14 protein-coding genes and 1 pseudogene are annotated in these 13,084 nt (G+C 41.2%); 13 read left to right on the top strand and 2 right to left on the bottom strand.

The genetic code is table 11. The annotated features are described in order from the left end of the window. Positions 1-25: 25 nt before the first annotated feature. Positions 26-208 (bottom strand): hypothetical protein, encoded by a 183-nt coding sequence (locus AC3CAU_RS01565; RefSeq protein WP_131217166.1) that lies wholly within the window; start codon positions 206-208, stop codon positions 26-28. A 242-nt stretch (positions 209-450) separates the two neighbouring features. On the opposite strand from AC3CAU_RS01565, the gene AC3CAU_RS01560 reads away from it, so the two are divergent. The 7 genes and pseudogenes from AC3CAU_RS01560 (at position 451) to AC3CAU_RS01530 (ending at position 4,347) form a co-directional block, all read left to right on the top strand. After that, positions 451-888: a hypothetical protein gene (locus AC3CAU_RS01560; RefSeq protein WP_447053161.1), complete on the top strand. Its 438-nt coding sequence runs from the start codon at positions 451-453 to the stop codon at positions 886-888. Continuing rightward, positions 848-1,489, top strand: a complete 642-nt coding sequence (locus AC3CAU_RS01555) for a putative metallopeptidase (protein WP_447053160.1) — start codon at positions 848-850, stop codon at positions 1,487-1,489. The genes AC3CAU_RS01560 and AC3CAU_RS01555 overlap by 41 nt, the downstream gene beginning before the upstream one ends. 59 nt (positions 1,490-1,548) lie before the next feature. Then, entirely contained in the window at positions 1,549-2,013 is a 465-nt protein-coding gene (locus AC3CAU_RS01550) for a DUF2280 domain-containing protein (protein WP_131217160.1), read from the top strand. Then, positions 2,003-2,365, top strand: a pseudogene (locus AC3CAU_RS01545) (phage terminase large subunit); the annotation flags it as partial. The gene AC3CAU_RS01550 and the pseudogene AC3CAU_RS01545, both read left to right, overlap by 11 nt. A 47-nt stretch (positions 2,366-2,412) precedes the next feature. Then, positions 2,413-2,586: a hypothetical protein gene (locus AC3CAU_RS01540; RefSeq protein ID WP_447053159.1), complete on the top strand. Its 174-nt coding sequence runs from the start codon at positions 2,413-2,415 to the stop codon at positions 2,584-2,586. Next, entirely contained in the window at positions 2,586-3,344 is a 759-nt protein-coding gene (locus AC3CAU_RS01535; protein ID WP_131217135.1) for a phage tail tube protein, read from the top strand. The genes AC3CAU_RS01540 and AC3CAU_RS01535 overlap by 1 nt, the downstream gene beginning before the upstream one ends. 664 nt (positions 3,345-4,008) lie before the next feature. Continuing rightward, positions 4,009-4,347, top strand: coding sequence for a hypothetical protein (locus AC3CAU_RS01530; RefSeq protein ID WP_447053158.1), 339 nt, complete (start codon positions 4,009-4,011; stop codon positions 4,345-4,347). 43 nt (positions 4,348-4,390) lie between these two features. Here the strand turns inward: AC3CAU_RS01530 and AC3CAU_RS01525 are convergent, their stop codons facing one another. Then, positions 4,391-4,552, bottom strand: coding sequence for a hypothetical protein (locus AC3CAU_RS01525; RefSeq protein WP_165494045.1), 162 nt, complete (start codon positions 4,550-4,552; stop codon positions 4,391-4,393). 293 nt (positions 4,553-4,845) lie between these two features. Between AC3CAU_RS01525 and AC3CAU_RS01520 the strand changes: the two genes are divergently transcribed. From AC3CAU_RS01520 to AC3CAU_RS01495, 6 genes are all read left to right on the top strand, one after another. Next, positions 4,846-4,926 (top strand): YHYH domain-containing protein, encoded by an 81-nt coding sequence (locus tag AC3CAU_RS01520; protein WP_350417026.1) that lies wholly within the window; start codon positions 4,846-4,848, stop codon positions 4,924-4,926. Positions 4,927-4,983: 57 nt separating this feature from the next. Next, a complete protein-coding gene (locus AC3CAU_RS01515) occupies positions 4,984-5,547 on the top strand; it encodes a hypothetical protein (RefSeq protein ID WP_447053157.1) in 564 nt (187 codons plus the stop codon). A 158-nt stretch (positions 5,548-5,705) separates the two neighbouring features. Next, positions 5,706-9,074, top strand: a complete 3,369-nt coding sequence (locus tag AC3CAU_RS01510; protein ID WP_447053156.1) for a tape measure protein — start codon at positions 5,706-5,708, stop codon at positions 9,072-9,074. Continuing rightward, positions 9,071-9,490 carry a hypothetical protein gene (locus tag AC3CAU_RS01505; protein WP_447053155.1) on the top strand — a complete coding sequence of 140 codons (420 nt, stop codon included), beginning with the start codon at positions 9,071-9,073 and terminating at the stop codon, positions 9,488-9,490. The genes AC3CAU_RS01510 and AC3CAU_RS01505 overlap by 4 nt, the downstream gene beginning before the upstream one ends. Then, positions 9,480-11,447, top strand: a complete 1,968-nt coding sequence (locus AC3CAU_RS01500) for a hypothetical protein (RefSeq protein WP_447053154.1) — start codon at positions 9,480-9,482, stop codon at positions 11,445-11,447. The genes AC3CAU_RS01505 and AC3CAU_RS01500 overlap by 11 nt, the downstream gene beginning before the upstream one ends. 10 nt (positions 11,448-11,457) lie before the next feature. Beyond that, a complete protein-coding gene (locus tag AC3CAU_RS01495; protein WP_447053153.1) occupies positions 11,458-13,071 on the top strand; it encodes a hypothetical protein in 1,614 nt (537 codons plus the stop codon). Positions 13,072-13,084: the final 13 nt, after the last annotated feature.

Below are 13,084 nucleotides of genomic sequence, written 5' to 3'. Positions count from 1 at the left end.
ACTAATCAAAATATTGAGCTATGATTTATTTTTTATCAGTATTTTCTTTTTGATCATGCTGCTCTTTAGTGGGAGCTGTTTCATTTTGATTAGGCTTGTCTTGAGCGGGCTTTTGCGCTTGGTCATTTGATGTAGGTTTGTTTTGGGTTGCGTTATTTGAAAATTGATTAAAAGAAGCTTTTTGAGCGGTATTTGTATTAACTAACATAATTTTCTCAATTTTGGTTGTCGAAGATTCGACCTGGTAAGAGTGACATAGTGGAAGCACTTACAGTGAGATGATTTAGAGAGGCAAGTGTAGATATATGTAGGATTTAAATGTTTATATCTTATTTATATTTCAAAGGTTTTTATAATAAACTCGTCGCCAGATTGATCTATATCACTATTTAAATAGTCAAGGTATTTAATTTATATCTTCTCGATACCTTGCTGATACAAGGAGTGTATATGGACGAAAAAGAATATTTCTGGAAAACCAAGAAACGCCCACATAAATCTAAACCATGCACCAAACCTTTACCGAAGGCTAAAGAAAAATACTTAGAAGCAGAAGAAACACTATTCCAAGAGTTAGAAGAACATGCCATTGGTTATGAACGTAAGTTTCAATTTGAATCAACCAAAAATTGGCGTTTCGATTTTTATGTTGTGAGGCTGAGGCTTCTGATTGAAATCGTTGGTAGTCCATGGTCAGTTGGTCGTGGTGGGAAAAAGATAGCAAACTCATTTAACAAGTATGATCTTGCCGAAGAGATGGGTTACACATTTGTGCGTTTTGAGCCTCATCAAATTGAATCTGGTTATGCAATTAATTGGATTCAGAATCAGTTAGAGAGATTAGAAGATGGAACAGATCAGACCATTTCCCCCAACGGATCTAATTGACCGAGCAGAAGAACAAGAAGCTATTTTGCTTGCACCCGCCGTGGATCTAAAAGAATGGGTAGTAAAAAACTGGCTAACCATTGGTGGTGAACTTCATAACCCAGATCATGATCACATTGCAGAGCTGCTACATGATGACGAGACCTTTTTAGCATTCGCATGGGCATCATCTGCATGTGTGGCTAAAAAGCGTATGGTACTGGGTCAATGTGAAAAAGTTATGTTCAACCAAGGTGGTTGGAAGAAAGCACGCCAGGAACAACAGATGCGGGACTGGTTTGGATTTGTACCTCAATACTTAATTACTGTAGATGCTGCTTTCTGTGAACAAACTTCAGATCTTGAATTTTGTCGTTTGATTGAACATGAGCTATATCACATTGGTGTTGAACGCGATGCAGATGGCGAAATCATTTATAGCGATATGACTGGACTACCTAAGCATTACCTGGCTGGCCACGATGTTGAAGTGTTCTTTGGGGAAACAAAACGATGGGGTGCGGATGAGTCTGTCAAACGACTTTTGGAAATTGCCAAGAATGCGCCATTCGTATCAGAAACTAATATTGCTGCTTGTTGTGGGAACTGTGTGATTGGATAGAGTCTTAGGGCTCTTTTTTTTGGCCATCTTGTACGACGTAGAACGACAAAGAGGTGTTTATGGCAGCACTAAAAGAGCCTGTAAAAATGTTTATAGTTCAGTCTCTTGCTTGCTTTGAAACCCCTCAACAAGTAGCAGACTCGGTAGAAGAAATATACAAGATCAAGATTGATCGTAAGCAATGCCATAGCTATGACCCAACAAAATATGCAGGTCGTAATCTCAGTAAAAAACTAAAGGACTTATTTGAGCGAACACGCAAAGACTTCCGTGAAAATGTTGAGGATATTGCGATTGCGAATAAGGCTTTCCGGTTGATGGAACTTCAAAAGATGTATGAAGATTCTGGAAAAAATAAACGGACAAAACAAAATCTGCTGAAACAGGCATTCCAAGAAACTGATGGTCGTGTGACTAAGCAAGAAATTACCGGTAAAGACGGTAAACCTATTGAAACAGTAAGTTCAAACGTGCCGACTGAAAGCTACCTGAAGGCAAGGGAGCGGGTTTTAGATGAGTATTGATCCAGCACGTGAATTGGCAATACAACTTGAGGCTCAGGAAGATCTGTATTTCTTTTCGCGCTATATGTTTAAAGAACGTCGTAAGTATAAATGGCTGCATAACTGGCACCATCGAGTAATTTGTGATGAATTAATGAAGGTGTTTCAAGGTGAAACCAAGCGTCTAATCATTAACGTTCCACCGCGATACTCTAAAACAGAACTGGCTGTAATTAATTTTATGGCTTGGTGCTTTGGCAAGGTGCCTGACAGTGAATTTATTCATGTTAGTTACTCAGCTACGCTTGCAGCAAATAATGCTTTCCAGACACGTAACCTAGTACAAGAAGAGGCTTATAAGCGCGTATTGCCTACATCACCATTATCTTTGAATCACAAAAATTCATTTAGGAGCCAGTTATGGCGAAACAATACACGGCAACTCGGCCTGTCGGTCGCTTCAAAAAAGGCGATGTAGTCGGTGGGCTAAGTGATGCCCAAATTAAGAAATTACTGACTGATGGCACAATTCAGGAAGCACGTGAAATAAAAATTGCTGCTCCAGCCAAGAAAACCACAGGGGATGAAAAGTAATGGCTAAAAAGAACTATATCTCTCTGCAAGGTAAGTTTTACTTATCTGAGATTGTGAATGGCATCGCCGGTGCTATGCGTCAACTTGGTAACGTACCTGAGTTTGAATTGGAAATTGGTGCTGATGTTATTGAGCATAAAGAATCAATGACTGGTAAGCGTACCACTGACTTCACCATGATCAATGCGACCTCAGTTAATTTCTCGGGGCAACTCGAAGAAGTTAATCCAGAAAACATGGAATATATTCTCTCTGGTATGACACATGCCGTACCAACAAAAACAGAAGCTGATGTGTCTCTGGGTACTGTGGTTGCAGGTGAAGAAATCAAGCTGGATGGTTATAACTTAAAAACGGTTTCATTCAAGGATTCAACCAGTGGTACGCCTAAAACGGTTAGCGTTGAAGATTACACATTGGATGCTAAATTCGGTACTGTTATTTTTAATGATGTGGCTGATCTCACCATGCCGATTCTTGCGAGTTATACGACTGGTGCAGTAACACATACCACACTAGCATCCGACTTTGAAAAAGAGTATGAGCTCTTCTTTAAAGGGATTAATACTGCGAACGGTGAGCATGTGGCTGTAACACTATGGCGTACTAAAAAATCACCAGAAACGACGTTCCCATTGATTCATGAAGAATTAGGACAATATGAAATTTCAGGTCAGGCTTTATCGGATGTGACGAAAGAAGCAGATCCAGCCCTGGGTCTGTATGGTCATGTAGTGACAATTCCGGCAGCGGTCTAACCCAAATAGGCACAAAGAACCCTATAGGCGCATGAGCGTCTTTTTTTGTGCCTGTTTCGCCTGAATAAATTTTTTATTGATGAGAGTCGGAAACGGTTGGAGAGTCGGGTGAGAACACCCTCTTAGGGTAATTTTTTAATCTAAAAAATTATTTAAAACTAATAAGTTGTTTGCTTTTGTAACAGCAGTTAGGTATCTTGTGAACCTATACATATGATAGTGAATAAATGCGAATATATAACTCTACAACAATTGCTCTAACATTTTTAATTTTTGGGATGATAATTATTTCCCACCTACAAAGAACTATTACAACTATTCCGATTTAATCTGACATATATTTGTATAAGTTATGACCACCGAAAGGTGGTTTTTTTAATGCTTGAAATTTGTCATAATTTTTTACTTATTCCATTTATTTAGTATTGATAACAATTCTTATGATGATGTATAAAATTAGAACAATAAAAAGCAGGAGGGAATCATAATGAATACAGTAGAAATGCTCGTAACATCGTCTTCAACTCTTGCTCTGATGTTGGTTATTCACCAATTTGGGCAAATGTTTAATTAGTGTAAACATAACTCTACAAAACCATTCTTCGGAGTGGTTTTTTTATGTGAAAAATAAAGGTAAGGTGGGTCATCAAGAAAAGGAAGGACTATGAAGAAGGAAATTTTACTGTTACTTGCAATGGGTATGGCGAGTTGCAGCAAAGTTGATGCAGATAATCAAATATCCGATCTTGGAGTGGTAGAAGAAAAGCAACAAGAGGATTCTAGAGAATTTCTTAGAAAATCATTACCAGGCCCAGATTTAGTAATATTTCGAAATCAAGTAGGGGCGTGTGGGGAAGTTAATTACATAAAAAAGCGCGATACCTACACTGGCTTTAAGCGTTTCATTATGGTAGATCAGAATATAGTTCTTATAGAAGGTTTTACCGATCCGGAAAACTTTGAGTTTGCATGGAAGAACACGTGCAAGCGAAGATGGAGTTAGTTTATTTAGCTCTAAAAAAAGCCCTCTATTTGAGGGCTCAAATTTATTCATTCGGTGCTTTAGATTGATTATCTTGTTGGTAATCCAATGCAGCCTGTTGTGCCTCTGCAGCGGCAGTGGCTTCGGGTGGGATTTCTTCTGCAATAGCTACTGTACCAGTGAAGCCAAATATGGTCAGTAATAGAATTTTTGAATACTTTTTCATCTGAATTTCCTCTACGTTTCTAAAACTTAAATCCAGTGTAAAGTGATAAATTAATTTAGTGCGTATGAGCAATGTCTGTAAATGTAAGATAATTAAGAATTAGAGCGGCATCTTATAAGATTTATGTAAGAACACTTATCTAATGATTTTTTTAGTTAATTTGGTTAAAGATTGGTTATTTAAAAAGTTTGATAAATAACCTATTTCAGCTATAAATGAATCTCATACATTAATATGTAGGGGGTATTTTGGACAAGATTATAGCTTTAGTACTTTTGACTTTAGTTACAACTATGGCTTATTCACACAGTGGCAGAACAGCAAGCGACGGGTGTCACAATGAAAGAAGCACTGGCGAAAGACATTGTCATTAAATAAAAGCACCTTCGGGTGCTTTTTTAATACCTGAAATTTATACCTGAGATATAACCATGAATGATTTTTTTCTAGCAACGAATCGAAGTATCAAGCTTCAAGACATCGAAGTTCGTCAGATCCAAATGAAAGACTTTGATATCTGGGCTACACATGCAGAACCGCTTAAAAACTTCATCAAAGACCAAAATTATTCAGATATGATTTTGACAGAGCTATTCAAAGTTCATGGCGTTCAGGTCATTTCAACAATTGCATGTGTTACTGAACTGGATAATAAATTACTGGTCGAACTTGCTGTTGATGAGCAGGGTTTTAAAGAATTGCTCAAAGCTGTGCTTCTGGTCAACCAGGCTTATTTTAAATACGAAAAGCCAAAGCGTGGAGCCAAGAAGCAAACCGCTGAATCCACCTGGTTCGATTCATTCCAGTACTTAATCAGTGCTGGCCATCGTCCTGATGACATTATGAATATGACGTATGGTGCATTTGATCAATATTTAAAATCAGCGCAAAAAGACCATAAGAATAAACTGCAGTATTTATCGAGTGTGATTCGATCAGCACATCATGCCAATGCCAAAGAGTTTAAAAAGTTCTTTGAGGAATTGAAGGAATAAGATGAATGTAACTCTTATCAAATGATTAGATATTCTCTTTGAAAATAGTATTTTAACCTTGATACAAGAGTAAAAAGATAAGCATCCTAGGATGCTTTTTAAAACTAAACTCAACCACCTTTCGGTGGTTTTTTTATGCCTGAAATTTAGAGGTCAGCATGTCTGGTAAAAATCTAACATTTAAATTAATTCTGGATGGTGACAGTAAAGGCCTCGTTGCGGCAGCAAAACAATCAGAATCGACTGTCAAAGCAGTATTTAATGCTATTAAGTCTGAATCAGATAAGTTAAAACAGGCTACTGAATCAGTTTCTAAAGAAATTGGCAACATTGTTCCAAAGGGCACAAGTGAACTAGCAGACAAACTTACTCAGTCATTGAGTGCTGCTACTGGAATTATTAAAAATGCCGGCGACAATGCTAAATCTACTGCAGGTAACTTTACAGATTTTGGCAATAAGGCTGAAAAAGCCTTAAGCCAACTTAACACTGATTTAACTCACGCTAAGCAAAAACTTCAGGAATTTGCATCAACAAATGCATCACCAGCGGATATCGAGAAAGCTAAAGTACAAGTTGATCAATTAGAAAAAGAAGTTCAACAAGCTGATCAAGCATTTAATAATTTTCATGCAGAAGTAGGCAAAGCCAATACAAAGTTAAATGAAACTGATAGTGCTGCACAAACAGCTCAAAAAGGAATTAATGGTGCAAAGTTTGCAGTTAATGCCTTAGTTGGTGCTATGGCTGCACTTGGTATTGGTCTAGGTATCCGAGAACTAGCCCAAGTGGCTGACTCATATACAAACCTTTCCGCCCGCATCAACATCGCTACAAGGGATGGTGGTGACTTCATATCTGCTATGTCGGGTGTGCATCAGGTAGCACTTGCAACAAACTCAAGTCTTGAAGCTACTGGCAGTCTATTTACACGACTCAATACAGTCGGTAAAGAAATGGGGATGACACAGCAAAACACGCTTGATTTAACAAAAACAATTAATCAAGCGATTCAGACCAGTGGTGGGTCGGCTGAAGCCAGTGAAGCAGCTGTACAGCAATTTATTCAAGCCATGCAGGGCGGTGTTCTGCGTGGCGAAGAGTTTAACTCTATTATGGAGAATGGTTACGGAGTAGCCGAAGCACTTGCAAAAGGTCTTGGTGTAACGACTGGTGAACTCCGCAAGATGGCTGAAAATGGCGAATTGGGTGCAGAGCGCGTCTATAAAGCCTTATTAAGTCAAAAGGATGCTGTTCAACAAACCTTCGATAAATTTCCTACCACTATTGGCAATGCCTTAACCAAAATATCAACCCAATGGCAAATTTTAATTGGCAAAATGGATCAGTCAAATGGAGCGTCAGCAACTGCTGCGAATTGGCTGGTAACTATTGCGGACAATATGGACGTAGTGGAAACACTGTTAGAAGATATTGGAGATGGTTTTATATGGGTAGGTGATCAGCTTAAGAGGATTGATCCCGCAACGATTGAAGCTTTAAAGACGGCATTAGTAAGTGCTTATGATGCTATTAAATCAATGGCAAGTGCATTAGGTAATGGTCTTGAGGTTGCGGGAGATCAGATTAATACAGTACTTGGGGCTATTTTCAACTTTAATAGCGGAGTGGATACAGCAGCTGATAAAACCAATGGTTTAACCAAGCTATTACAAGCCTTAAATGTTGCATTTGGATTTATTAGCGATGGCTTCTCAGGTATTGCGATTGTTGCAAATCTTCTAACAGGCGTGTTCTATGATGTCTCCGCTGCATGGTACAAATTAAAATCCAACTTCACTTGGGGTGATACTAAAAAAGAAGCCATTGCTGATATGGAGGCGATGGCTGTGAAAGCTCAAGAGTATTATGATAGAGCCTCAAATGGTGCAATGGATTTTAAATCTAAAGGTATTGCAGCTATCCAGGAGATTGGTAAAACTGAAGAGCAAAAAAATACTGAATCAGTTGCATCGTCCAAAATCAAATTAGACCAATTACTTGCTCACCAACAAACAGAAGTAAATGGAAAGAAAGTTACTGAAGCCGAAAAGTTAAGTGCTGTTCAGGCCTATGCTGAAGCTGCTATTGCTGCCAATAACGGTGTCATGGATGGCACAATGCAAGCTGATTTGATGACGAAAGGTTATATCGTCACTCTGGATCAGTCTGGCAAAGTGAGTGTCCAGGCATGGAATCAAAACAAAGAAGGCGCTGAATCCACAGCTAATGCTACCGATAAAGCTCGAAAAGCTGCTACTGCATTAGGGCTGGATTTGGATGTTTCTTTAAATAGAGTTTCAGAGAAATTTAAAGCAGGTGAAGCCAATGTTAATAGTTTTGTAGCTGGTTTAGAAGGCCTGGGAGTTACGGGTAAACAGGCCGGTGATGTTACTTATGAAGCATGGTTAAAATGGCTAGAAGCAGCTAAAAGCCAAGCTGAAATTGATGCTGCCAAAGCTAAGCTTCAGGAGTTTGGTGACCAAGGCCAGATTTCTACATCTCAAGTTGAGCAAGGTTTAATTGCAATTAAATTGCAAGCTCAAAAACTTCCTGATGATATTGATCCTGTTACTGAAGCTTTTAAGCGTCTTGGAATTGAAACTAAAGCAAATTTAAAACTTGCAGCTCAACAAGCTTTAATGGACTACATCACAATTCGTGACAGTGGCAAAGCTACTGCTGAAGGGGTTGAGAATGCTTATCGGAAAGCAGCACAAGCAGCCGCAGCTTCGGGTGATGCTGGTGTGGTGGCATCGACAAATGCAGCCAATGCAGGTCGTAATCTGGAAGTTCAAATTGACAGCACAGGTAAAGCTGTTGTTAAAACTATGGATGAATGGTCTAAATCCAATGACCGTGTAAGAAACTCGGCTGAAAGAATCGGCGATGGATATCGTCATGCAGGGAGTATTGCACGTGAAGAAGCCAAATCATCGACAGAGGCATGGAGTGATGCGGTTGCAGCTGCTTCCAAACAGTTTGACGCTGAAATGAAACGGCAGAGCAAATCACTCAGCAATGGTATCTATAACTATAACTCTTACAGTAAAGCTGATGTTTTATCACAGCTTAAAAGTAAGGGTTATAGCGATAAAGAGGCTGAGAAACTTGCTGGCACTATTTGGTCTGAGGCGATGGCAGCAGATCGCGCTGCTAAAGAGGACGGTTTGGGTAAAGATGGCAACCTGGGAATAAAAGCACTAATTAATCAAGAGTTCGATGCAGCTGCTGCTAAAGGCTTAACCACTCAATGGGGAACCAACAAGATTAACGACCTTCTTCGCCAGATGACGGCCAGCAATCTTGTATCAACAGGGCCTTCAACCAAGCCGGTTGATGTGAACAGTCTTGCGCCAAATGTGAGTGCGCCTGTTCCAAGCACTCCAACGGTCAATGCCTCAAAATCAGTCAACTACAACATTAGTTTTGGTGGTCAGACACTTTCATTATCAGGCTCAGCAGAACAGGAATCCATGATGAATCAATTGATCAACCAACTTAAAACACAGGCGAAATCAACATGAAACTCATTCGCTTAGCAACATCAGAAACCGTCCCATTGGAGGACGGTTTTTTATGGCCTGATGAATTCTCGTGGAAAGCCATTGAGCAGAATCAAGGCTATACCATGGATGGCACCTTGATTATTCAGGAAGGTAAAAAGAAGTCTGGACGACCTATCACTCTACAACCGGCAGACACCAGTATGGGGTGGATCAAGCTTCGACAATTACGGACTGTTTTGGAGTGGTCCAAGCTACAGGATGAGAATTTTAAACTGCAGTTTGAGCAGCCGCATGACAACCGGCAATTTACAGTCAAATTCAACCATCAGGATGGCGCTTTAGAGGCTGATCCGGTGAAAGGAATTCCAGCGGTATCACTGGATGATTATTACAACGTGACCTTGCGCTTTACGGAGTTAAACGATGGCGATTGAAACCAAAGATTTAGTGATCTACAAGTCTGAACGCTTGACGGATAACTCGGATGGCGGGGGTAAATATTCCGGTGTCGTGGTTCAGGATGGCATCAGCAACAACCTGTTTAATGATGTGTCGGAAATGGACGGAACCATGGGCGATGTATCCATGCGCAAAATCTTTCCTGCAGTGACCACCAATGATACTGATCTACTCATGGGTGCAACGGTCTTTATCTCTGAACTGCCTAAAGATCCAAACGTGTCAGCACTGCTTTTCAGTACCAAGAACTGGACCGATGAACGTCAGTCTGCCCAGAACCGGTTAGAGAACTATCTGGCTAAAGGCGGGCAGATTGCCGGTACACCACTCGATACCCATTGGCAAGGTATGTCATCACTGCAAGTGGCTATGTTTCCACAAGAAACTGAGTCCTCAGTAGGTGACACCATTGTTTTGGTGAGTGATGAGGGCAAGGTTTTAGAGCATGAACAGTATGTTCGTATCACCAAGGTTGAAACACGTACTGCCATTATGGTTATTGACGGCAAAAATGTTGAGTATAAGATTGCCACCTATTCCTTAAATGATGCCTTGGGAGTTGATTTTGTAGGACTTTCAGCGCGTCAGTGGTACAACGGTGAGAAATCCAAGACCATCATCCGCGATACCATTGTTGCTGATACCGGCCTGTACTATTCATCTACCGCGTTGGCTTCTGATGCGGGTGTGGGTGAGTTTACCGTCAATGCCAAAAGTATCTTTGCCCAACTGATCCCATCCGCTCAGACCGAAACCCCGATCATTGATGTCAATGCTGCCGGTGAAAGTGTGGTGCTGGTTTCTGGTAATAACGGAACCATTACCGTTAATTATCCGAATATGGTGATTGGGGTGAGTCAAAATCTTTACATCGGTTCTGCAGTGATTCCCTCAAGTGTAGCTTTTACATTACAAGGACAGCAAATTACCGACCAAGGTGGATTGCTCAAGAATACTCAAGGCACTCAGGTCGGAACCATTGATTATCAGCGTGGACTAATTCAGTGGACTGCAGCGGCTCCGACCGGAACTATGAGCTTAAATATCACATTTAAGCCGGCAGCTGCACCGAACCAGTATTATCAAAGTGATGCCATCCCCGTCACTCAGAATAACCAAGGGACCAACTGGACCGGCGTTTTAGTTCCGATTCCTGCGCCAGGTAGCCTTTCTATTTCATATATGTCGCAAGGCAAGTTCTATGAACTTAAAGATGATGGCTCAGGTCAGTTAAAGGCTTCCAGTCCATCCTTTGGTTCAGGCATGATCAATTATGAAACTGGATCATGGTTACTCACTACGGGCGCTTTACCTGATGTGGATACACCGATTCTACTGAACTGGGGTACACCGATTGTCACTTTCGTGCGCTCTAATTTAAGTGTTGAAAAAGCTGCGTTTGATTTTGATCTAGGGCAAACCGGTATTGCACCTGGGGTGACTGTGAACTGGCTGCTGGAAGGTGAAGCAAAAACAGCAATTAGTAATGCACAAGGTAAATTTACCGGGGATGCCACAGGTGAAATTAACTATGCAACTGGTGTGGGTAAAATCATTCCGGATAAGTTGCCGCAAAAAAATACCCAGTTCACGGTGATTTATAACTTTGGCGCTCAGCTTGGTCAAACCAAGTCGGCAATATCTCCAGATAGCAATCAAAAGCTAAGCTTTACCATCGGTACTGGTGCAGCCATTCAGCCCAATAGTGTTGAGCTGGCTATTCCTGTAAATCATTCAGTAAAAGATGCAGCAGGAACAGTAATTTTGACCGACGTACCAATTAATAGCAGCACAGGAAATCTGATTACCAATACTGGCGATATTCAGGGAGTGATTGATTACACCAGCGGGGCCGTTAAGGTTACGCCAGTCTTAATCAAAAAAGAATTTATTCAAATTTATATACCAACAACCGTATATGGAACGGCTTAAGTGAGGTTGTATGTCTTTTTATTTACCGCAGACTTCTAAAATTGAAGGCGAGGAACTTACGTTAAAAGCGTACCAATCCACTGATATTTCGGTGAAGTTCCGCGATACCTCTGGCTTAAATTCTAGCTCTAAAATCGTGACCAGTGATAAGCTGCGTCTGGATTTGTCTTCTGGCTTTGATGAACAGATCCTGACAGGTTCAGCACGCTTTAAAGTCGGTGTTGATACCTTTCTGGATCGCACTGGTTTGCTATATCGAAACGTAAATCCTGCAAATAACAGCGGGATTCAGTCTGGTGTGATCCAGTATGGTACCGGGATTGTTGAAATTGATTCCTGGACACCGAATGCAGATAACACCATTGCACTAGAGTCTTTGACTACAACCACTGACTTATTACCGGTCAATAAAATCAGTTTCAGAACTCCAATCATGCCGATCCGGCCACAATCTTTAACCGTGGTCGTGGGAGCGCTTGAATATGGTCAGCTTACACTGACAGCTGATGAAAATGGCGTGATTGAAACCAGCCGGGCACACGGTCAGGTCAACTGGGAAAATGGTTTTGTCACGATTTACTTCTACACCAAAACCAAAATCACTGAAGCCAACCGATCAGGGATTGAGGCAAACGACTGGTATGATCCGCTGCTGGAATACCAGGAAGGAATAGACACTTATATCAATATTCCGGTCTGGGTAGATGCTTCATCGGTACGCTATAACGCAGTGGCTTACACCTATATTCCGCTAGATTCGGAAATCTTAGGTCTGTCTGCTACTCGATTGCCGATTGATGGCCGGGTGCCGATCTTTCGGGTTGGTGGTATCGGGATTGTCAGCTCAAGCAAAGCACAAGAGTTACCTAGCGCAATTGCGGGAACTACATACGATCTAAATGATCAGCGCATTTCATGGGCAGAACTTGAAGATGCTAGTGGTACCAAAGCACCCTTTGACTTGTACACGGTTGATTATGACTATGGTCGCGTGACGCTGGGCGGTGATTTTGTACTGGGTAATCTGGTTGCACCTCTAACAATGAAATATCGCTATCAGGATATGGGGCTGATCCGCGACGTACAGATCAATGGTCAGCTGACATTCACAAAGCCTCTGACCCATAACTATGATGCAGTCGATACCATTGTTGGATCTGCTTTAGTCATTGGTGATATGCAAGCTCGATATACGCGGAAGTTTGTGCAAGGGTCTTGGAGCAATGCCTGGGCAGATGAGCCTAGCTCAAGCATTTTAGCGAATTACAACGACTCACTTTATCCACTGCAGGTAACGAATAAAGGTGCGATTCAAGAGCGCTGGGCATTGATCTTTACCGATGCACAGTCGTTTCGATGTACTGGTGAATACTCTGGCCAGATCGGTACCGGCACGACCAATGCAGACTATGCACCAATTAACCCGGTTACTGGTGTGCCTTATTTCATAATCAAAAAGGAAGGCTGGGGTAGTAGTTGGGCAAATGGTAACGTCTTGCGTTTCAACACGGTGGCTGCAAACTTCCCGGTTTGGGTAATTCGTACCGTGAAGCAATCCGAGCCATCTGTGCTTTCAGACCAATTCCAGATCATGCTGCGCGGTGATATTGATCGTGTTGTGTAAAAGTTAAATCAAA

Source organism: Acinetobacter sp. GG23, from assembly GCF_057766365.1.
This window is presented reverse-complemented; position numbering and strand designations above follow the sequence as displayed.